The sequence below is a fragment of the Psychromonas ossibalaenae ATCC BAA-1528 genome, assembly GCF_000381745.1.
Taxonomy (GTDB): Bacteria; Pseudomonadota; Gammaproteobacteria; order Enterobacterales; family Psychromonadaceae; genus Psychromonas; species Psychromonas ossibalaenae.
In genome coordinates, this window is record NZ_KB906999.1 from 1 (window position 1) to 22,435 (window position 22,435).

The 22,435-nt window shown below is 42.4% G+C and carries 15 protein-coding genes; 9 read left to right on the forward strand and 6 right to left on the reverse strand.

What is annotated here, in order from left to right; translation table 11 throughout:
• Positions 1-245, reverse strand: a 245-nt coding sequence (locus G327_RS0115270) for a transposase (RefSeq protein ID WP_019615669.1), incomplete at its 3' end; no start/stop codon positions are given.
• Positions 246-721: 476 nt separating this feature from the next.
• Positions 722-1,885 carry a DUF5610 domain-containing protein gene (locus G327_RS0115275; RefSeq protein ID WP_019615670.1) on the reverse strand — a complete coding sequence of 388 codons (1,164 nt, stop codon included), beginning with the start codon at positions 1,883-1,885 and terminating at the stop codon, positions 722-724.
• Positions 1,886-2,773: 888 nt separating this feature from the next.
• On the opposite strand from G327_RS0115275, the gene G327_RS0115285 reads away from it, so the two are divergent.
• From G327_RS0115285 to guaD, 4 genes are all read left to right on the forward strand, one after another.
• Positions 2,774-3,247 carry an Lrp/AsnC family transcriptional regulator gene (locus tag G327_RS0115285; RefSeq protein ID WP_019615672.1) on the forward strand — a complete coding sequence of 158 codons (474 nt, stop codon included), beginning with the start codon at positions 2,774-2,776 and terminating at the stop codon, positions 3,245-3,247.
• 239 nt (positions 3,248-3,486) lie between these two features.
• Positions 3,487-4,845: a sodium-dependent transporter gene (locus G327_RS0115290; protein WP_019615673.1), complete on the forward strand. Its 1,359-nt coding sequence runs from the start codon at positions 3,487-3,489 to the stop codon at positions 4,843-4,845.
• 544 nt (positions 4,846-5,389) lie between these two features.
• Entirely contained in the window at positions 5,390-5,989 is a 600-nt protein-coding gene (locus G327_RS0115300) for a hypothetical protein (protein ID WP_019615675.1), read from the forward strand.
• 229 nt (positions 5,990-6,218) lie between these two features.
• Entirely contained in the window at positions 6,219-7,685 is a 1,467-nt protein-coding gene (gene guaD / locus G327_RS0115305; protein ID WP_019615676.1) for a guanine deaminase, read from the forward strand.
• Positions 7,686-7,737: 52 nt separating this feature from the next.
• Here guaD and G327_RS0115310 read toward each other — a convergent pair whose 3' ends face one another.
• The 3 genes from G327_RS0115310 to G327_RS0115320 all read right to left on the reverse strand — a co-directional run bounded on the left by G327_RS0115310 (position 7,738) and on the right by G327_RS0115320 (position 11,374).
• A complete protein-coding gene (locus G327_RS0115310) occupies positions 7,738-8,355 on the reverse strand; it encodes a 3'-5' exonuclease (RefSeq protein ID WP_019615677.1) in 618 nt (205 codons plus the stop codon).
• A 398-nt stretch (positions 8,356-8,753) separates the two neighbouring features.
• Positions 8,754-9,512 (reverse strand): substrate-binding periplasmic protein, encoded by a 759-nt coding sequence (locus G327_RS0115315; RefSeq protein ID WP_019615678.1) that lies wholly within the window; start codon positions 9,510-9,512, stop codon positions 8,754-8,756.
• Positions 9,513-9,691: 179 nt separating this feature from the next.
• The gene (locus G327_RS0115320) at positions 9,692-11,374 is read right to left on the reverse strand and encodes an aspartate:alanine antiporter (RefSeq protein ID WP_019615679.1); all 1,683 of its coding nucleotides are present in this window, start codon (positions 11,372-11,374) and stop codon (positions 9,692-9,694) included.
• Between the two features lie 587 nt (positions 11,375-11,961).
• On the opposite strand from G327_RS0115320, the gene G327_RS0115325 reads away from it, so the two are divergent.
• From G327_RS0115325 to G327_RS0115335, 3 genes are all read left to right on the forward strand, one after another.
• Positions 11,962-13,884, forward strand: a complete 1,923-nt coding sequence (locus G327_RS0115325) for a PrkA family serine protein kinase (protein ID WP_019615680.1) — start codon at positions 11,962-11,964, stop codon at positions 13,882-13,884.
• Between the two features lie 66 nt (positions 13,885-13,950).
• The gene (locus G327_RS0115330; protein WP_019615681.1) at positions 13,951-15,225 is read left to right on the forward strand and encodes a YeaH/YhbH family protein; all 1,275 of its coding nucleotides are present in this window, start codon (positions 13,951-13,953) and stop codon (positions 15,223-15,225) included.
• Positions 15,222-16,742: a SpoVR family protein gene (locus G327_RS0115335; protein WP_019615682.1), complete on the forward strand. Its 1,521-nt coding sequence runs from the start codon at positions 15,222-15,224 to the stop codon at positions 16,740-16,742. Before G327_RS0115330 ends, G327_RS0115335 begins: the two co-directional genes overlap by 4 nt.
• Before the next feature lie 33 nt (positions 16,743-16,775).
• On the opposite strand, the gene G327_RS0115340 is transcribed toward G327_RS0115335, so the two are convergent.
• The gene (locus G327_RS0115340) at positions 16,776-18,092 is read right to left on the reverse strand and encodes a citrate synthase (protein ID WP_019615683.1); all 1,317 of its coding nucleotides are present in this window, start codon (positions 18,090-18,092) and stop codon (positions 16,776-16,778) included.
• Between the two features lie 285 nt (positions 18,093-18,377).
• Between G327_RS0115340 and G327_RS27560 the strand changes: the two genes are divergently transcribed.
• Both G327_RS27560 and G327_RS24855 read left to right on the forward strand, forming a co-directional pair.
• Complete coding sequence (locus G327_RS27560) at positions 18,378-20,384, forward strand: HD family phosphohydrolase (RefSeq protein ID WP_019615684.1); 2,007 nt, start codon at positions 18,378-18,380, stop codon at positions 20,382-20,384.
• Positions 20,385-20,394: 10 nt separating this feature from the next.
• Positions 20,395-22,326: an adenylate/guanylate cyclase domain-containing protein gene (locus G327_RS24855; RefSeq protein WP_019615685.1), complete on the forward strand. Its 1,932-nt coding sequence runs from the start codon at positions 20,395-20,397 to the stop codon at positions 22,324-22,326.
• Positions 22,327-22,435: the final 109 nt, after the last annotated feature.

The window sequence follows — 22,435 nt, forward strand, 5'->3', positions numbered from 1 at the left end:
CGCTCCATTTCCAAGCGTTTTACTTGTGCTTTTAACTTACGGATCTCGTCCTGCTCTGGAGTTAGTTTACCGTTTCCTCTAAATGCATGGCCATCATCATTTTCTGCCTCTTTTATCCAACGGCCCAGAATCTGAGGAGTAATCTCTAAGTTTCTAGCTGCTTCTGCAATATTGTAATTTTGCTCTCTTACCAGCGCAATGGCATCAAGTTTGAACTCTTTTGAATAGGTTTTACGTGTTTTCATTTCAATCTCCAGTTAAATCAATTATGTCTTAACTGGGTTAGTCGAATCAATTAAACCACGTCACAGTACAAATTCGTACAGTTAAATTCTGTATCTTAGTACAACAACTAATTCAGTTACTCAAACAAAGTACTAGACCTAACTGCTCTTATCTCTCCTCTTTATTAATAATAGGAGAACTGACTTAGTCAAAATTTGTTTTAAGCCTGTGCTTCGGTACGGGCTTTTTTGTGCCTGAAAGAAAACATTTCGTGATACAACGAAATCGGGTGCTGTAAACCCAAGAAATAAAGTACTAGACCTAACTGCTCTTATCTCTCCTCTTTATTAATAATAGGAGAACTGACTTAGTCAAAATTTGTTTTTAAGCCTGTACTTCGCTACGGGCTTTTTTGTACTTAAAATTTACCGGAACAATTCCTGCTGTAGCCTCGTTCCCACACAGAGCATGGGAACGAGTGCTTTGCAGAACTATGTTATACAACCTCGTCTGCAGTATCCGCGGCGTTTTCAATATCCGCTAAACTTTCTGTAGATGATAATTTATCAAGCTGTGCTAACTGTTCAAACAACGCCTGACTATATTCAATCAGCTTATTAACTTCCGGCTCTTCCTGATTCAACCACTCTAACAAGCCGGCTAACTGCTCTTCAAGCGCTAACGGTTTTGCTGTTTCATAAGCATCTGTTAACTCATTATTTAAAGGCTGGAGCTGATCGGCAATCTCTTTGCCGGGAAGCACCTGCTGATATTCTTTTACAGCGGCATAGGTTTCCGTGCTCTGCAGGTTCATCGAAAAGGCGGCCAGCTGGCTGGTATCCATTCCAACATTGAGTGCTTCATCAAAAGCATCTTCCAGATCACCTTCAAAAAACAGGTCACTGACATTCTGCAGGCTGCCCATCAACTCATTCACAGCAGCCTGTTCATCTTCATTTAATTCGCCGTTTACCTCAAAAGAAAACGCATAATTAAATGATTCATAATTCGACTGCGCGTAATCCATAGAGTTTTCATCAAATTTTAATACTGCCGCACTCTGCTGCAGATAGTCCGCATTAAATGTAATATTAATCTGATCGCCTTCATTAGTCGTAATACTAAACGATGCATCATTAGTTAAATTATAACGCTCAGCTTCCCGGTAATTTGTCATACCATTAACAGCGCCTTCCTGCGGTTTAAACAGCTCCTTAGAAAAATCTTTTAAACCATCTTTAATTAAATGTTTTGCTTCGTGGATTCCATTTTTTATCTCTTTGGTCATTAACCCGGCATCTTTAAGCTCACTTTTAGCCTCAGCAAACCCCGTTTTTATCCCTTTTTTAGCATCATGGAGCATACCTTTTAAGGTTTTATCATCTGCACCGTTTTCTTTAGCCTTGGTGATCGCCTCTGTCACGAAGCTCAATACATTCTCAGCTGCTTTTTCAAAATCAAAAGCAGATTTATCCTGTTGTGCTGACTGCTCTGGTATGCCTAAAGAGGAGGCTAATTTTCCGTGCATGATATTAACTGCAAAACTTTTCTTTTCAATATAATGAACATTACTCTGCTGCGATATTTCATTTTTCCCCTCGCTCTGCAGCAGCTTATTAAATAGTGCCGCGGGTTGAAAACTTGGCATTCCAATTCTCATGATTTCCTCCAAATACAACGTATTTAATACTGGAACGTACTTAGACCTTATCGGCAAAAACGAATAATTCTTAATTAGAATTTCAGTTCAAAGTTAGATGATTTTGTTCTATTGCGCCCTACTCTTATTACTATACAGCGATTTTAGTCGGCTAAAAACTACAGAAAAGTGTGGGTAAAAAATAACATTTACAGAGTACGATTAAATGCACCAGCCAAGAAGGCTTCGGCAGTCAGTTCAGTATGGTTTTTCCTAAAACCATCACAGAGTAACAAGCGCCGTACAGCTCTACATTGAAAAAGCAGTAAAAACAAAAGAAACCGGCCTGCCGATATCGTCCCGCCAAAGATATAATAAATGCCATTTTTTAGTGAGTAAATAATCCATATTGGTGAAGACATCCCTAGGCAAAACAACAACAAAACAGTAACAAATTGATTTTGTTAATAATTTAACACTGGCACGTTATTTCCATTACTTTACCTGCTGCTGAGTTTTTCAGTACCCCAAGGAGAGTAATATGAGTAGTGATATCATGCTGTTAAGTTACGGTTACCCGATTGTGTATCAATCAATAAGACCTAAGCATAAAGTAAAACGCAGTTTTTTCCGCTGCATTTTAAGATGCTGAGTCGTTATAACCAAAATATATACCCGTTACCAATGAGACTTTGTTGATAATCCAGTGGACAGCAGCAAAGTCTCATTTTCACCGATGCTCCCCCATGCAGCTTTTATTTAAAAAAAACAATTTAGCGGGCGAGTAAATAGCTGAACCAGCGGCCTGGCTGCTATGATATTATTTTACTAAGTGCTTGACCATTACCTGTGATCCAGCTCTGCATCTATGTTATTATCCGCGTTTTGCTATTAAATGAGAACCACACCATGGCAGAGCTGCAACTCGATAAAACCGATTTAGCCATTTTAAAACTACTGCAAAGTAAGGGAAAACTTTCAAACCAGGATCTCGCCGATCAGGTCGGATTATCCCCTTCTCCCTGTTCACGCCGCGTAAAAGCTCTCGAAGAGTCAGGCTTTATTACCGGTTATGCCACTTTGTTATCACCAGAGCATTTTAACCTGTCACTTGCGGCCTATGTTCAGGTATGTCTGGAAAAACATACTCCGGAAATTATTGAAACATTTGAAGCAAAAGTCTGCAGCTATGATGAAGTATTAGAATGCTGCTTACTTACCGGCAGTGATGCCGATTACCAGCTGAAAGTACTGGTAAAGGATATGAATAGATTTAGAGAATTTTTACTGGATAAGCTGACCAGTCTTCCTAATATCGGTGCTGTGCACTCCTGTTTCGTGCTCAAACAGGTTAAGAATCATACCAGCATTCCTCTGCCTTAAAGCGAATAGAAAATAATTTTCATATTATAGCGGCGCAATATTCTTGCGTATTTACCTTTTCATAAACCAACAAAACAACAAAAACCCGGGTAACAACAAAAAAACGGAATAAAACAGCCCGGGTTAACAAAAATCCAACACAAACAAGTAAATAGATAACATTCTGCGCGATAACCCGTCATTGACCCGAGAAAATAAAGGTCTATTATGCGTCTCTCAAAAAATCATAGAGAGCACACATGAGCAGTACAGATTCAAATCATTTTAGTTCACGCATCGGTTTTATTATGGCGGCTGCCGGTTCAGCTGTCGGCGTAGGTAATATCTGGGGATTCCCGACACAGGCGGCCACCCACGGCGGCGGTGCATTCCTGCTCGTATATTTAGTACTTATTGTCATTTTAGGCTATCCGATGCTGATTGCAGAACTAATGATTGGTCGACACGGACAGACTAATCCAGCTGATGCTATGGCTAAAATAGGTAATACACCGATAAGTAAAAAAATCGGTAAGTTAATCGGTTTTACCTCTATTATCACCGCGACGCTGATCTGCACTTTCTACAGTATATTATCCGGCTGGTTTGTTAGTTTTGCAGCAGCCCCTGTTGCCGGTGCCTTTGGGTTTTCACAAGCCTCAGCCTGGTTAACGGACTTCTCATTATCTCGTAATTTAATATTTACCACTATCTTCATTCTAATGGTGATCTGGGTAATACGTCAGGGAGTGCAGGAAGGCATAGAAAAATGGTCGAAACGCTTAATGCCGCTCCTGCTGCTTATTCTAGTATTAGGCGTGGTCTATATACTTACCCTGCCCGGTGCAATGCAGGGGCTTAAAGTATTATTAGTCCCTGATTTTTCCCGTATCTGGGAAGCTGACGTACTGATCGGTGCACTAGGGCAAACCTTCTTTTCATTGACCATAGGTACTGCTGCTATGATGGTTTACGGTGCTTACCTGGGGAAAAAAGAGAACATTGCCAAATTAACCGCTTATGTTACTTTGACGGACAGCAGCGTCGCCTTACTGGCTGCCCTGATGATTATTCCGGCAATGTACGTTGCACAGCATAACGGCGTACAGATCTTCAATGAGTCCGGCGGCCTGCTGAATTCAGATACTTTGGTATTTACTGTCTTGCCGGCACTATTCGCTACATTAGACGGCAGCCTGCAGTATATTTTAGCATTTGTATTCTTTGTATTAATGACGATTGCCGGACTAACTTCTGCGATATCAATTGTTGAAGTACCCACCAGCTATTTAATGGAAAAAACAAGCATGGAGCGTAACAAGGCGGCCGGCTTTATCGGCGCACTTATTATTTTCTTATCGTTAATTGTGGTGTTGAACTTCGACACTCTGTTCGGCTTTATGATCACCATAACCACTGAACGTGCACAGCCGCTTGTCGCCTTAGGAATTGCTGTCTATTTAGGCTGGGTATGGAAGCGTAACAACCTCTTACAAGAGATCCAGGAACAGCAGGATGTAGACAGCAGCAGGCTGTTCTGGCGGATCTGGCCTATTTATGTAAGATATATCTGTCCGCTGCTTATTACACTGATTATCTTCCAGTTATTTAACGGCTAAAGCGCCTGTCTTCCCCTAACAAAGGCATATTATCTTCAAGCAGCAGCGGTGCCCCACCGCTGCTTTCTTCCTATTTCCAGCGAGTCTTAATTATTATGTTACATAAAGCAGTAGTTCGTCCGTTACAGGCAAAAAAAGGCCCCCTGCTAAACACAGAAAAGAGAATAAGCAGAGGTGAAGGCCAGTTAAAACTTGAGGATATTGCACTTAGATCGAAAAAGTTAAAACAAAAGAATTTAGTCAAAAAAGTCCGTAACTTGAGAAAAACAGTTCATCAGTAAGAATGACAGGCAGTCTAAGAACGCCGGCAGCCGGCGTATATTTAATCGTTTATACCAATAAAAAACAGCTAGTTCACTGTTCAATGATTTACTCCAATCCCGTATCTATTTTTTTTTAATAAAATGTAATCACCCTTGTTTTATTTTTGAGCAAAATAACAAAAAATAAAAAAATATCAACAGCTTTCACACATCCGTAAAGGCAGGTCTATCATTTATACAGTGGCAGATTAATCCCCCAAAAAACATCAAAGGAATGTACAGTGAGAATACAACTGCAGTTATTTTTCAGTCTAATTTTACTGTTCGCCTGCGGTCCGGCTAAAAAATTTCAATCAAATAATCAGTTTACTTTTAATAACGGCGGTTTATATTTCTCGCAGCGTTTAATTAGCGACTGGGGGAAAGATGTTGCTGTGCCCGTTTGTAAAGAATGCAGCAAACATGTATACACGGCTTATACACCAACCGGACCAATGCTGTTCCGTCAGGTTAATAACGGGCGGGGGGATTTAATATTCTTTTATGCGGCCAACGCACAACATAGTTTTGCATTAAACACCGGCAGCGGTCAATACATGGCACATCTGCAGCTTAAAAATAAAAAACTGTATTTCTCTGTCAATGAGGAGAGTATTGAGCTTAAACTTAATGAACAAAATACATTCCAGTTCGGTTCACAAAGTTACTTCGTTTCATTAAAAAAGATTAAGTTTATAGAGGCCAGACAGCCAGATTCCAAATCGAAGCAGGCTACATTTATAGAGAGCAGTCAAGCAGAGGCGCAATCAAAACCAATGGATTACCGGGCAGATATTTTGATCTGGCTTAATCCGCAAAATGCAGCGGCTGTTAAATCTTAATTAATAACGTCCAAAATTTGACTTCCTTCCGGATGCAGCCAAATACAAAAATAGAATTAAACATGCACCATCAGGATCCATGTCTGCACCTTCACAACCATAAAACACACTAAATAAAGTCAATTATTTGAATGCGTTATCTATCATCCCTTTAAATACAATATCTAAACAACTGGCACAAAAAATGCCATATAGATTTTGCTTTAATTAAAATAATAAGGAAACCATAATGAATCAAATAACAACAAGACTTTCAGGCTGCCTGCTGATGCTCCTCAGCTTTACTGTCGGTGCGGCACAATTTAATTATAAACAGCCCGGATTTTTAGCAACAGCGGAAAATGGCGCTTATCGGGCCGAAATTTTATATTTTGTCGAAGATCCTAGTACCACAGCATCCATCACAGATGCTGTTCGCTATTATTCTGATGGTTTATTAATTATTAAAAACGGTAAAGTAAGTGATGTCGGCGACTATCAGCAGCTAATTAAAAAATTAGGTGCGAAAGGTGAAAGCATCAAAATCAATCAAAGTTATCAGGGTAAACTTATTATGCCCGGCTTTATTGATACCCATATCCATTTCCCCCAAGCCGAAATGATCGGTGCTTACGGCGAACAGTTATTACAGTGGCTTAATAAATATACTTTCCCTACAGAAAAAAAATATGCCGATAAAAACTATGCCGACAAAATGGCAGAAACTTTTATTGACCAGCTTCTCAGCAACGGTACAACAACCGCGCTTGTATTCGGCAGTGTTCACCCTGAATCAGTCAATGCATTGTTTGAACAGTCTGAGCTGTTAAATATGCGAATGATCGCCGGTAAAGTCATGATGGATCGTAATGCCCCGGATTATTTAACAGATACAGCGCAAAGCAGTTATCAGGAGAGTAAAACCTTAATTGAAAAATGGCATGAAAAAGGCCGGGCACTATACAGTATTACACCACGTTTCGCTCCGACCTCAACAGATGAACAGTTAAATTTAGCCGGAAAATTAAAAACACAGTACCCTACCGTGTATATGCACACCCACCTATCTGAAAACTTAGGCGAAATAAAATGGGTTAAATCACTATTTCCGGAAGCGGCAAGTTATTTAGATGTATACAGCCAGGCAGGATTAACCGGACAGCGCAGTGTCTTTGCCCACGGTATCCACCTTAATGAAACTGATTTTCAGGAACTTCATGATCACGGCGCTGCCATTGCATTCTGCCCGACCTCAAATCTATTTCTAGGCAGCGGCTTATTTAAGCTTCGTGAAGCAAAACAGCAGTCACGTCCGGTACGCATCGGCATGGGCACAGACGTCGGTGCAGGTACCAGTTTTTCTATGCTGCAGACACTTAATGAAGCCTATAAAGTGGTGTTGTTACAGCAGAACGGCAGAGATAAAATCATGGCCCTTTCTGCTTTTGAAGGTTTTTACCAGGCAACCTTAGGCGGCGCAAAAGCGCTTTATTTAGACGATAAAATAGGCAGCTTAGCACCCGGTTATGAAGCCGACTTTATTGTTCTAGACTGGAAAGCGACGCCGCTTCAAACACTGCGTATGAATACCATTGAAGAGCACAATCAAAGTGAACTGACACTGCTTGCCGAAAAATTATTTGCGCTAATGATGCTCGGTGATGATCGAAATATAGCAGCCGCAGTGGTCAGCGGCCGTGAGGTTTATAAAAAGTAACTTACCCAAAGCATTAAGGCAGGAAGTTGTATTGCTTCCAGCCTTCCTACAGTTACTTCCAGTTAGCGAGTAATTTATCGACTGATTTAGCGGGGGTTTTAGTTAACTTATAGAGCAGTTCAAAAGATATGTTTTTAATAGCATAACGCTGATAAATATCATCCAGCATTGCCTGCCATACTTTAGCTGTCATTTCAGAGTCATATAAAGCACGGTGAAAAAGTGCATCATCAGCTTGGGCATTGGTATACTCGACTAATGTTGCTAATTTATGATTCGGTGCATTTTGAAAAAGTCTTCGCGCCAGCAGCATTGAGCAGACAAACTGCCCGGAATAGTTCCTTGATATACGTTTTAATTCAGCATCCAGAAAGCGTTTATCAAATGACGCGTTATGAGCCGCCAGGTTATGCCCTGCAATAAAATCAGCAAATCGATGCATAACCTCCGCACATGGCGGCGCATCTTTAAGCATGGCATTACTAATACCGGTAAAACCTTCAATAAATCCGCTGACAGGTATGCCGGGGTTCATTAATTCTTGAAAACGTTCTGTTACCTGCCCGTTTTCAATCAGCACCGCTCCAATTTCTATGGCGCGATCCCCCATATCGGGAGACAACCCGGTTGTTTCAAAATCTAATATGACCAGGGTATCTGCATTTGACATAATAATATTTCCTTTTTTGCAGGTATTATACCCAAACTATTTAAATATGCAGACTCAGAGCTTAGCTCGGAAGTCAGAACAAGGCACAATATGCAGAGAATGGTTATTCCCTTTTCAAATATTGTAACGCCGTGCTGGCTTTCGAGCCAGGCTCCCACAGGGCAAGACGAGAGTCAACCATCTTCAGCGTTATAACGCCTTGGTGTAGAATACTAGACCTGCGGCTTTATGCCTTGAATCTAGTCACCTCTCGACTTGCTGATTCCTGCATTTTCAAGCAGCTTGGGTATATAAAGCACACGCGCCTGTTTACCTAAAGGCCGGCTAAGTTTACTAAAACAATTTAGGAGACAGATTTGAACAGTTAAGTAATGCAGACCACGCAGAGGTTAAAACACTCACTCCGTTAAGTATTTATTTAATATTCCGGCAATAATTTGTTCTTCTTTAAGATCCCGAATAACCTGATCATATTCTTCCATCACCCTCTGCTTATCCGGGTGCTGCGATGCAATAGGAAAGACATTGTAATAAGGTTTAGATTTAAGCGGCTTTGGCAGATAAGCTAATCTGTGGCTGTATCCCTGCTTTTTTGCCTCATACAGTGTGCTGATGGTATTAAGAGGAACAATATCGATGCGTTTTCCAAGCAGTTTCTTGATCTGCAGATAATTCTGGGAGACATCATCAAAAGTAAGCCCTGAACTGATAAATTCCGGTGTATAGGAAATATCATTGGTAATCCCTACTTTTAACCCTTTTAAATCATTAAACGTTTCATACGTTATTGAGCCTGAGTTTTCTTTAAGAATAAAAAAATTCCAGCTGATATCGATATAAGATTCATTCGGATAGATCAGATAATCCATACGCGATTCTTTCCTGGAGAAAAGCAGCACCATATCAGCTCTCCCTGACTTGGCTTCCTGAATGATTCGGGCAGCTGATTTAATCAGTCTAATTTTATATTTAATATCAAGGCGACGCATTACATGAGAGATAACTTCAACATCAATCCCCTTAACTACCCCCTCTTCACTGAATTTATGCGGGGCCTGCGGGCTGGCGATAATAGTAAAATCACGGGTGTAGCCAGGGAAAGAAAGCATCAGTAAAATAAATAACAATGGGCTCTGCGGCCGAGTGAAGATATTCATAAAAGCTCCTTGCCCCATAAGCCAATAACTATTACACCATAAGTTAGATCAGGAAGATATTCAATGATTTAGTCGCGTGTTAAGGATTGTGTTAAAAAATTGGGAGCTAGCTTTTATAGCACCTGAAAGGCTGGTCTAGACCGATGCTATAATCCAGACCGCACTTTTTAAAGAAAACCTTAAGATAACAGGATCATGACGGTACCAGCGACAGTCATTAATACATTCGCAATTGCATAGGTTCCAGCATAACCTAATGCAGGAATACTGCTGCGGGTATGATCATTAACAATATCCATAGCAGGTGCGCAGGTACGGGCACCAATAATTGCACCAACCAGCAGCGCACGGTTCATATTAAGCAGATATGCCCCGAACAGATAAGCTAAAAACACAGGGATAATACTGACAATCATAGCGGCTGCCAGTATTTTAAAACCTGACTCAGCGAAAAATTCAAATACATTACTGCCTGCGCTTAAACCTATGCCCACCATAAAGACCAGCAAACCTAAGTTCTTCATCATATTTAACGCTCCCTGAGGCACATAACCAAAGGTCGGGTGATTAGCCCGTAGAAAGCCCAGGGTAATACCTGAAATTAACAAACCAACCGCGCTGCCGAGTCCAAACGTAAGGTGACCAAAACTCATGGTTACCATACCGAACATCAGACCAAAGATAAAAAAACTACAAAAAGCGAGTAAATCAGAGACTTGACTATGAATGGAAATAAAACCAATTTTGTTCGCCAGGGAGTGAACCCGGCTTTTCTCCCCGCTGACTTGTAAAATATCACCTTTAGAAAGCATAATATCATGCTCTATAGGCATCTCGATCTGCGCGCGCACCACCCTGTTTAAAAAACAGCCGTACTGTGAAAGGTTAAGCTCAGAAAGGCGCTTATCGGCAATGTTATCATTCTTAACGACGATCTCTTCTTCAACAATTCGTAAATCCAGCAGATCACGATCAAAAACTTCTTTACCGTTTCTAAAGCTCGGATCTAATCTAGCATGGCTGTCTGGATAGCCTACCAGTGCTATTTCATCACCCTGCTGCAGTATATAATTACCATCAGGATTTGCTAAAATACCATTACGACGGATACGTTCAATATGGCAGCCGGTTTTACGGTGAATACCCAGTTCGCGTAAATTTTTGCCGTCCGTCCAGTCAATAAGTTCCGAATCAACACGATAAGCACGAATAATAGGTAAGTACACTTTACGTTTTCCCGCACCGCCTATACCGCGTTCTTTGGCAATCTGCTGAGCACAGTCCTGCAGGTTCTGTTTCTGTAATTTAGGCAGTAAACGCGCAAAAATAATTAAGCTGGTTAAGCCTATCAGATAAGAAAGCGCATAACCGACACTCAGGTTATCAATGACCTTCTTGTAGCTGACTCCCTCTGGAAGCTGCACTAAACCGGAGTTTATGGCATCTTTTGCACCGACTAAAACAGGTGTTGCGGTCAGTGAACCGGCCATCATACCGGTCGATAAACCGTAATCCAGGTTTAAATAGTGGCTGGTCATAAATGTCAGCCCGACAGCTGAAATCAGCACCACTAAAACAAGCAGCAGATAGTGTTTACCGTCACGCAGAAAAATACCGAAAAAATTGGGCCCGGCCTCTATGCCGACACAAAAAATAAACAGCATAAAACCAATATTTAAAGCTTCGGGAGTAAATGAATAACCAAGATGGCCGATAAAAATGGCGGCTAACAATACACCGATCGAACTTCCGATCTGGAAGCTTCCGATATGTAATTTCGCGACTAATAACCCTAATGTTAAAACAACAAACAATAGCAAAATATCGTTTTTTGATAACAGGATCGCGACGTCAATGTTCACTAATATTTCCTAATAATGGCTGGTCAAAAATGTGAGCAAAGTTTACCCCAGAATCACTGCTGACCCCATGGTTATTTAATAAAAAAAAACATTTAACTACGCTCTTTTTTACTTATTTACAGAGAACTTAGAATGTCTGTCCAACAAACAGGTTTTATCTATCTCTCGTTTTTAGCAGTAAAATACTTGTAAATATAAAACACACTAATATTTTTTCTAAAAAATTTTTATCTTACAAAAACCGCCGGCAGAATAATTTAATTTTCAAAATATCAATATTTCATCGGCAGCTGAGTATCCACTATAAGCAGGCGTGCACAGCTGTTTTCTTACTCTACACTCCAAATCAAAGTCACAGCTTCAACATAAATAATAAATCACAGTAACAAGTGACCATGTCGACAATTCTGATTTATTTTACAAAATAACGTAACTCCTTCAAAATTTTGACTATTCTTAACTTAGACTAACAAAATATCGATACATGCTATCGTCTGCTTACGGGTGCTGCGACTGAGAAAAATTCAACAGTAGAAAAATCAGGGGGTTTCAGTCACTCCCATGGTTAATAGGTCCAGGGGTAAACTATGAGTATTTTTGATCACTACCGCCAGCGTTACGAAACTGTCAAAGAAGAAGAAATGTCAATTCATGAGTATCTGGCTCTGTGCAGAAAAGATCCCGGCGCTTATGCCTCTGCAGCAGAACGTATGCTGGCGGCGATTGGAGAGCCTGAACTAATAGATACTTCACGCGATCCGCGTTTAAGCCGCATTTTTTCCAACAAAGTGATCAAACGCTATTCCACCTTTAAAGACTTCTACGGAATGGAAGAATGTATTGAAAATATCGTTTCATTCTTTAAACACGCGGCCCAGGGATTAGAGGAGAAAAAACAGATTGTCTATCTACTCGGCCCGGTCGGCGGCGGTAAGTCATCATTAGCTGAAAAACTAAAAGCACTGATGGAAAAACAGCCGATTTACTGTATAAAAGGCTCCCCGGTATTTGAGTCTCCGCTTGGATTATTTGATCCGGACCAGGATGGGCCATTGCTCAAAGAAGAGTTCGGTATTGCCAAACGATATGTCAGCACCATTATGTCTCCCTGGGCGGCCAAGCGTTTACAAGAATATAACGGCGATATCAGCAAATTTAGAGTGGTTAAAGTTTACCCGTCAATTCTTAACCAGATTGCAATTTCAAAAACAGAACCAGGTGACGAGAATAATCAGGATATCTCATCCCTAGTTGGTAAAGTCGATATTCGCCAGCTTGAAGAATTTCCGCAGAACGACCCCGATGCCTACAGCTTCTCAGGCGGTCTCTGCCGTTCCAATCAAGGCCTGATGGAATTCGTCGAAATGTTCAAAGCGCCGATTAAAGTACTGCACCCTCTGCTTACCGCTACCCAGGAAAGTAACTACAACAGTACCGAGGGGTTAAGCGCGATTCCTTTTGACGGCATGGTGCTTGCCCACTCTAATGAATCTGAATGGCAGACTTTCAAAAATAACAAAAACAATGAAGCCTTTATCGACCGGGTATATATCGTAAAAGTTCCTTACTGCCTGCAGATATCAGAAGAAGTCAAAATCTATGAAAAACTACTGGAAAACAGTTCGCTGTACTCAGCACACTGTGCGCCGGACACACTTAAAATGCTTGCCAAATTTGCCATTCTGTCACGTCTTAAAGAACCGGAAAATTCCAACCTCTATTCTAAAATGAAAGTTTATGACGGTCAGAACCTCAAAGATACAGATCCTAAGGCGAAATCAATACAAGAGTATAAAGATACTGCCGGTGTTGACGAAGGCATGAGCGGCCTGTCGACACGCTTTGCTTTTAAAATTCTGTCTAAAGTATTTAATTTCGATCCCGCTGAAGTTGCAGCCAACCCGGTACACTTGTTATATGTACTTGAGCAGCAGATAGAACAGGAGCAGTTTCAGACTGAATTACAGGAGAAATACCTGGCCTTTATTAAAGAGCATATCGCCCCCCGCTATGTTGACTTTATCGGCAAGGAAATTCAGACCGCTTACCTAGAATCCTACAGCGAATACGGCCAGAATGTTTTTGACCGTTATGTCACCTACGCCGACTTCTGGATCCAGGATCAGGATTTCAGAGCGCCGGAAACCGGTGAAATTCTTGACCGGGCAGCGCTTAACGAAGAACTTGAAAAAATTGAAAAACCAGCCGGTATCAGTAATCCAAAAGATTTCCGTAACGAAGTGGTTAATTTTGTGCTTAGAGCTAGAGCCAATAATGACGGTAAAAATCCGACCTGGAGCAGTTACGAGAAACTGCGCACTGTGATAGAGAAAAAAATGTTCTCCAATACAGAAGATTTGTTACCGGTTATCTCATTCAGCACTAAAGGCTCAGCTGATGAGCAGCAGAAACATCAAGACTTTGTGGATCGTATGACTGAGCGCGGTTACACAGAGAAACAGGTCCGTCTGCTCTCTGAATGGTACTTACGAGTAAGAAAATCGCAGTAACTCAGATGAGTTTATTCCTAATGAAAAGCAGCCTGTATCAAGCAGACGGGCTGATGGTGAGTGAACATGAATTATATTGTAGATCGTAGGCTTAATGGTAAAAACAAAAGCACTGTCAACAGACAGCGCTTTTTAAAACGCTACCGCAAACATATCAAGAAAGCGGTAGCAGAAGCGATCAGCAAGCGTTCAATTACTGACATTGAGCACGGTGAAGAGATAAGTATCCCTTCCGGAGATATAGGTGAGCCCATTTTCCATCATGGTCAGGGCGGACACGCAGAAAATGTCTTACCGGGCAATACCGACTTTGTAAAAGGAGATCATATACCGCGCCCCCCTTCTGGAGGGGCGGGCGGCTCGGGCTCAGGGGCCAGCGACAGCGGAGAAGGTGAGGATGAATTTGTTTTTCAGATAACTCAGGATGAATTTCTCAATTTCATGTTTGAAGATCTGGAACTGCCTAATATGATTAAACGGCAGCTGGCCGGCAGTGATGAATTTAAAATGCGCCGAGCAGGTTTTAGTAACCAGGGTACTCCCGGACAAATTAATATTGTGCGCTCATTAAGAAATGCTAATGCACGGCGCATCGCATTAACAACCGGTAAACGGAAAAAACTAAAAGTACTAGAGCAGCAGCTTAGTTTATTACAGGCAGAAGATTCCACTGCGGAGAATCAAGCAGAGATAGAGCTGCTTATTGAAAAAATTACTAAATTAAAAACAAGTATCAAACGCGTTCCCTGGCTCGATGATTTTGATCTGAAATATAACCTTAATGTTAAAGAACCTAACCCGCAGTCTAAAGCAGTCATGTTTTGTATTATGGACGTTTCAGCCTCTATGGATCAGGCCACCAAGGATATTGCCAAACGCTTTTTTATCCTGCTGTATCTGTTTATCCAGAGAAATTACCAGCGCACGGAAGTTGTTTTCATCCGCCATCATACTGAGGCCAGTGAAGTTGATGAACAGACCTTCTTTTACTCCCGCGAAACCGGCGGCACGATTGTTTCCAGCGCGCTTAAAATGATGAAGTCAATTATTGAAGAACGCTACCCGCTGGGCGACTGGAATATTTATGGTGCCCAGGCATCCGACGGAGATAACTGGAATAACGATTCAACACTGTGCAAAGATCTTTTGTGCAATGCAATTTTACCGAAAGTGCAGTATTACTCTTATATTGAAATTACCCCGCACGATCATCAGGCTATGTGGCACGATTACCAGCAGGTGAAAGAGATATTCCCTAACAGCTTTGCTATAGAGCAGATTGTTAATGCCTCGGAAATCTACTCCGTATTCCGCGAACTTTTTCAAAAGCAGGTCGTATGAAACAAAAACCACTATCAAGTACATCTGAATGGACCTTCGAACTAATTGAAGCCTATGACCGTGAGATAAGTAAAATAGCCGCTGAATTCGGCCTGGATACTTATCCTAATCAAATTGAAGTGATCAGCTCAGAACAGATGATGGATGCTTATGCCTCAACGGGTATGCCTTTGGGTTACCATCACTGGTCCTACGGCAAACAGTTTATTAATACTGAACGTTCCTATAAACGCGGCCAGATGGGACTTGCTTATGAAATAGTAATTAATTCCAATCCGTGTATTGCTTATCTTATGGAAGAAAATACCATGGCGATGCAGGCATTAGTCATTGCCCACGCCTGTTATGGGCATAACTCTTTTTTCAAAGGTAATTATCTGTTTCAGACCTGGACAGACGCAGACTCGATTATCGACTACCTGCTGTTTGCAAAAAACTATATTAACCAGTGTGAAGAACGCCATGGTATTAAAGAGGTCGAAGATATTATTGATTCCTGCCACGCTATAATGAATTACGGTGTAGACCGCTATAAACGGCCTTACCCGATATCCGCCGAAGAAGAGCACAACCGCCAGCAGGAACGCGAAGAAGAACTGCAGAAACAGGTTAACGATTTATGGCGAACCATACCGCAGAATAAAACTGAAGAAGAGAAAAAACATAAAGTTCGTTTTCCTGCCGAGCCGGAGGAAAACCTACTCTACTTTATAGAAAAAAATGCACCGCTGTTAAAATCCTGGCAGCGGGAAGTCGTACGTATTGTACGAAAAATTTCACAGTATTTTTATCCGCAGCGGCAGACTCAAGTAATGAATGAAGGCTGGGCCTGTTTCTGGCACTACACCATACTTAATGAAATGTATGACCGAGGTCTGGTGGGCGAAGGTTTTATTCTGGAGTTTTTACAGTCACATACCAGTGTCATTTATCAGCCTCCTTACAACAGCAAGTATTACAGCGGCATTAATCCCTATTCACTGGGATTTAGTATGATGATTGATATCCGGCGCATCTGCGAACACCCGACAGAAGAAGACAAATTATGGTTCCCCAACCTTGCTGGTAGTAACTGGAAAGAAAGCATTACCGAAGCGATGCGCAACTTTAAAGATGAAAGCTTTATTCTGCAGTACTTATCACCGAAAGTGATGCGTGATTTAAAACTCTTCTGCATTGTTGATGATGACAAAAAACCGGATATTCAAGTAAACGCTATTCACGATCAGGACGGCTACCAGACAATAAGAGAATCGCTTGCCGGACTCTATAACTTAGGCAATAGAGAGCCTAATATTCAAGTGTATAGTGTGGATATTTCAGGTGACCGTTCATTAACTCTGCATCATAGCCAGCATGCCCGCAAGCCGATGGGAGATTCTACCGAGCAAGTACTAAAACATATTCACCGCTTATGGGGGTTTGATATTCACCTGCATTCTGTCGAAAATAAAAAAATCACCAAGAGTTACCACTGCCCGCCGATTGAGACAGATAAAGACGACTCTTCTATTTAGTAAGCGCGATGCAGGGCAAGGCGCCCTGCGTTTTTATTTACTGCGTTTATCCATTGCAACATAGTCCCGCCGTTTACTGCCGCAGTAAACCTGTCTTGGACGGGCAATTTTATGATCCGGATCAAGTAGAAATTCCTGCCACTGCGCAGCCCAGCCAATACTCCGTGCAATCGCAAATAGAACAGGGAACATACCCACAGGAAACCCCATAGCCTGATAAATTAGACCAGAATAAAAATCTACATTAGGGTAAAGCTTACGTGAAATGAAATAGTCATCCTGCAGCGCGATCCTTTCCAGCTCCAGGGCAATATCAATCAGCGGATTAACACCGGTTACAGCGAAAACATCATAGGCTAATTTTTTACAGATCTTAGCGCGAGGATCATAACTCTTATAGACACGGTGCCCGAAGCCCATCAATTTCCCGCCAGTTCCCTGTTTCACTGACTTAATATATTCAGGAACACGATCCACCGAGCCGATTTCAGCTAACATGCGTAATACGGCTTCATTTGCCCCGCCGTGCAGAGGACCGTAAAGTGCACCTATGGCAGCCGAAGCCGCCGAAAATGGATCTGTATAGGAGCTGGCAACAGCGCGCATCGAACTGGTACTACAGTTCTGCTCATGTTCAGCGTGCAGAATGAAAAGCACATCAATTGCTTTTTCCAATACCGGATCCGGCTGATAAGCCAGTTCGCTTCTCTTCCACAGCATATTCATAAAGTTGCCGACAAAGGACAGCTTTTCATCAGGGTAAGCATAAGGAACACCAATACTATGGCGATATGCAAAGGCGGCTAGAGTCGGCATTTTAGCAATCAGGCGAAAGATCTGCAGATCTCTGCATTCCTGATCATGAATATTTTTAGCATCTGGGTAGAAAGTAGATAAGGCACCAACAGTACCAACCAGTGTTCCCATCGGGTGGGCATCGTGGTGGAAGCCATCGATCAATTTTTTAATATTCTCATGAACAAAGGTATGCTCAGTAATCGCAGCACTCCATTTCTGCAGCTGTTCGCTGTCGGGAAGCTCACCATGTAGAATCAAATAGGCAGTCTCCAGAAAAGTACTTTGTTCGGCTAACTGTTCAATGGGGTATCCACGGTAACGAAGAATGCCCTCTTCGCCATCAAGAAAAGTAATACTACTTCGGCATGAAGCGGTATTTGTATAACCAGGATCATAGGTCAACAGGCCGAAATCTTCTTCAGTCGCTTTTATCTGTTTAAGATCCATTGCATTAATGGTGGCACCGTAGCCTGGATAGGTTCCGTACTGAATAGGTATCTCATAAGTTTTCCCCGTACGGTTATCTGTAATAGTAAGACTGTGAGCAGCCATGATATTTCCTCCATATAGATTTATCCGCACCAGGTATGAAATGGACAATGCAGACAATTTATACTGTCAATTTATACTGTCAATTTATACTGTCAATTTTAGCCCCTTATAACGGGTTTTCCAGCAGCAGAGACTGACAAGATAAAACACTCGATAAATTATCCATAGCCCGCCTTGCCATCACAAAAATACTTCTGATAACAGTATCTTCGCCAAAACTGCAGCCTAATCCCCCTCCTTTAGCAAAGCTGAACTATTCTAATAACGTGACATAAGGAAATGAAGATGAAGCTGACAGATGATAGCAACCTGCACCAGAAACTGCTGATCGCACACGGTCCTGTATTTGCGCTCTCCGGCATTCAAAAAGAGCTTACTAAACAGCACTTGAGCTGCGTGTGTATCAATAATAAAAAAGAACTGCAGGTTCAGTCGCCTGCCCTGCTTATATTGGATAAACAACTGCTGACACAATTAAATCAAGACTCAGCAGGCAGATGGCATAAACCGGAGTCATTACAAGTGATTGCTGAAGAGCATCTGGACATTGAAGCAGACCTCTATGTTCCAAAAGGGTTTACTAAAAAAGTAACAATGAAGCATATTGAATCCGCACTGCAGTCTTTTATTCAGGACAGGCAGCAGGAACAGCTCTCACGTCTGCTGGCCGATAAATCGATCAACCTGAACAGATTAGCAGATATTGGTATCGCCCTCTCTGCAGAAAAAAACCTGACCGCTCTGTTAATTAGAATTCTTACTGAAGGCCGAAAATTAGCCTGTTGTGATGCGGCCTCCCTGTTTCTTCTGGATAACCAGGACAGTAAAAACAGTAAACTGATACTAAAGCTCACTCAAAATGCTTCCATCGACTTTCACTTTGAGGAGCAGTGTTTTCCTCTTAATGACAGCTCCATCTCCGGTTATGTAGCGACCCATGGGCGTGAATTAAATATAGATGACGTCTACGATCTCAAAGACAAACCTTATCAGTTTAACTCAATTTTCGACGATGCTACCGGTTACCGCTGCCGCTCACTACTAGCACTACCGATACAAAACCACCATGGCGAAGTCATCGGCATACTGCAGTTTATCAACCGTACCCGTCAGCCGGATATCCGCCTCAGCTCGCATAAGATCACCCGAGAAAATGTGATTGCCTTTGACGACAACATTTGTCCTCAGCTCAGGGCGCTGGCCAGCCAGTCAGCTATTGCCATTGAAAACCGCAGGCTGATTGAAAGTATACACGGACTGTTTAAAGGGTTTGTACAAGCTTCCGTTACAGCGATCGAGCAGCGGGATCCTACCACCAGCGGTCATTCCTTTCGTGTAGCCGATTTATGCCTTGCTCTCGCTAAGTCGCTGCAGCAGGCTGCATTGCCTCAGTATCAAAAGCAGCTGCTCGATGAAAAAAAACTGCGCCAGCTCAAGTATGCTGCTCTGCTGCATGATTTCGGCAAAGTAGGTGTTCGCGAAGCCGTACTTACCAAAGCTAAAAAACTCACTGTACATCAACTGGATGTTATCAAATACCGTATCCGTCTTGCGCAGCAGACACTATTGCGCCAGAGAGCAGAAAGCGAACTGCAGCTGTTTCAGCAGCAAGGGTGCAGAAATTCGAACCGGCACCTAAGACAGCAGGAGCAGATACAACAGCAGATTGTTCAATTAGAACAGTTCTGGCAGGATATACTCAAGGCTAATGAGCCCACTATACTGCCTGAATCTCTAAGCAGTAACCTCGAGCAGATTCACGCTTACCACGCACCTAATGACCACGGCATACTAACGCCGTTAATTAACCACGAAGAGTTATTAGCCTTATCGATTCCTAAAGGAAGCCTTTCCCTCGATGAAATGACTGAGATCCGCTCGCATGTCACCCACACAGAGAACTTCCTAAGACAGATTCCCTGGACTCAAGAACTTCAGGATATCCCGGATATTGCGGCGGCTCACCATGAAAAAATAGACGGCAGCGGCTACCCGAGAGGATTAACAACAAATCAGATTCCACTGCCGTCACAGATAATGACGGTCTGTGATATTTACGATGCGTTAACCGCATCTGACCGTCCCTATAAGCATGCCGTTCCCAATGAACTGGCATTTAAAATTCTACATAATGAAGCAGAAAAACAGCAGCTCAACGGTGATCTGGTTAAATTATTTATCGATACTAAAGTCTATCTGGTTATTAAAGATAAGCTCTACAGGAAGCCGGGTAATACGGTCAGCTGTTTCCATCACCACGTTTGTGATTTTGATCTGCTGGACAACAGCTGAGGGAGTTTCAATGAAAAACTCTCAGAGCAGCTGCAATAAAAAACGACAAAGTGACTTCAATAAAACATACAAAAAAAACCGTACTGTTTTAGCCGCACTGCTGCTGTTTATCAGCTTTCTAACCATTAATAGTATTTATCATCCTTTTATTAATTTCGATAATATCTGGTTGGATTTTGCAGTGAAGCAGTGGAGCAGCGACAGCACTGCGGATCCCGAGATTGTTGTTATTGATATCGATGATCCCAGTCTGCAGGCAATGAAAAATAGAGTCGGCCGCTGGCCCTGGCCCCGTTCGGTTCACGCAGAGCTGCTGGAGCAGTTACAGTTACAGCAGCCTAAAGCAGTGATTTTTGATATTTTGTTTGCCGAACCCGATATCTACCGTCCCGATGCTGATAAATACCTTTCCGAAGTGATCAGCGATGCCGACAATATCTTTCTACCGATACTTCATTTAAATTCAGATCAGCCCCGACTCTTCCCGAAACTTATCGACTATCCGCCCAGCGTCGGACTAACTGTCACGCCTGATTCTGCACAAACATATAAACAGACCCGCGCGAATCTACTGCTTCCCGCAGCCGTCAACTCTGACGCCTGGAAACTGGGCACCATTAATTTTTATCCCGATCCTGATGGCGTCGGACGCCGTTACCAGATACAACACCCGATTGAACTGTGGCGCATAGACTCATTACCAACCAAAGCAGCCCGTTATCTCGGCGCCAGGATTCCGGAGCAGAAAGAGATAATTCTAGACTGGCACAGGGCGGCATCCAGCGGCTCAGTATCACCCTATGCGACCTATTCTTACGCGGCGATTTATAAAGCAGTCAGCGAGGAGCAGACTTTTATTCACAAAAACTTTTTCCACAATAAAATTATAATTATCGGCTCAACAGCAACGGGTCTGCATGACATAAAAAACACCCCGGTAAGCGGTCTGTTTCCCGCCGTGTATATTTTAGCCACTGCGCTTGATAACCTGCTGCACGGTCAGCAGCTGAGCCCTGTTCCAGTCGTAATCAACCTGCTGGCCGCAATTTTATTTCTACTGCTGCTGACACTCGGTCTGCTGCTTGCCAAACGCATCTTACCCGTAGCATTGGCTTTTCTAATGATAACGCTTTGTTATTATCTGGTCAGTTATCAACTGACCGGTTATAAGTTTCTGATGACGGTTAACAGCCCGATGATGATAATCAGCGGCTATTTTTTCTCCGTACTGGTGGTGCAGTTTCTGCAGCGGCAGCGGGAATACACCTACGCTATTGATATTTTCGGACGGTTCATGGACCGCAACGTAGTCCGGCAGTTAGTTGACTCCGGTGAAACAGAGCAGGCGCTGCATGCTAAAAGCTGCAAAATTACGGTACTTTTTTCCGATATCCGTAATTTCACCACTCTCTCGGAAAAACATACCGCCCTGGAAATCGTCCAGCTTCTGGACGATTATTTTTCCATGCAGGTAAGAGTCATTTTCCGGCATCAAGGGACTCTGGATAAATTTATCGGTGATGCCATTATGGCCTTTTGGGGCGCCCCGCTGGAAAATGAAAATCAGGAAATACAAGCGGTAGAAGCCGCGCTGACTATGGTTGAGCAACTTGAACGTTTCCGCCTTGAGCAGAAGCTTCCTGATTTTAATATCGGTATAGGTATCCATACCGGTGAAGGAGTTGTAGGGGCGATCGGCGGCGAACAGCGCTACGATTACACCGTAATCGGTGATACGGTCAATGTTGCCAGCCGCATTGAGGGAGTTACCAAAAACCGCTGCAATATTCTTATATCAGAAGCAACTCGTAACGCCTGCAGAGATCATTTTGACTTTATTGAGCTTGGCAGCTATACCTTAAAAGGTAGAGAAGAACCCGTTACAGTATTTATACCAAAACGTCATGAAAACATGGAAATAATCACCACAGAAAACAGCTGAACTAAAAGCCTGACAGCGAAATAGAAGCATGCTCTGCCAGCGCCTTTAACTACAGCAGAATAACTCAAAAATCGACATTTTCAACTTGCTTATATCAGGGAGAAAAGCA

Coding starts and splice junctions, on each gene's coding strand:
- G327_RS0115275 (WP_019615670.1), bottom strand. CDS start 1,885: ATGAGAATTGGAATGCCAAGTTTTCAACCCGCGGCACTATTTAATAAG.
- G327_RS0115285 (WP_019615672.1), top strand. CDS start 2,774: ATGGCAGAGCTGCAACTCGATAAAACCGATTTAGCCATTTTAAAACTA.
- G327_RS0115290 (WP_019615673.1), top strand. CDS start 3,487: ATGAGCAGTACAGATTCAAATCATTTTAGTTCACGCATCGGTTTTATT.
- guaD (WP_019615676.1), top strand. CDS start 6,219: ATGAATCAAATAACAACAAGACTTTCAGGCTGCCTGCTGATGCTCCTC.
- G327_RS0115310 (WP_019615677.1), bottom strand. CDS start 8,355: ATGTCAAATGCAGATACCCTGGTCATATTAGATTTTGAAACAACCGGG.
- G327_RS0115315 (WP_019615678.1), bottom strand. CDS start 9,512: ATGAATATCTTCACTCGGCCGCAGAGCCCATTGTTATTTATTTTACTG.
- G327_RS0115325 (WP_019615680.1), top strand. CDS start 11,962: ATGAGTATTTTTGATCACTACCGCCAGCGTTACGAAACTGTCAAAGAA.
- G327_RS0115330 (WP_019615681.1), top strand. CDS start 13,951: ATGAATTATATTGTAGATCGTAGGCTTAATGGTAAAAACAAAAGCACT.
- G327_RS0115335 (WP_019615682.1), top strand. CDS start 15,222: ATGAAACAAAAACCACTATCAAGTACATCTGAATGGACCTTCGAACTA.
- G327_RS0115340 (WP_019615683.1), bottom strand. CDS start 18,092: ATGGCTGCTCACAGTCTTACTATTACAGATAACCGTACGGGGAAAACT.
- G327_RS27560 (WP_019615684.1), top strand. CDS start 18,378: ATGAAGCTGACAGATGATAGCAACCTGCACCAGAAACTGCTGATCGCA.
- G327_RS24855 (WP_019615685.1), top strand. CDS start 20,395: ATGAAAAACTCTCAGAGCAGCTGCAATAAAAAACGACAAAGTGACTTC.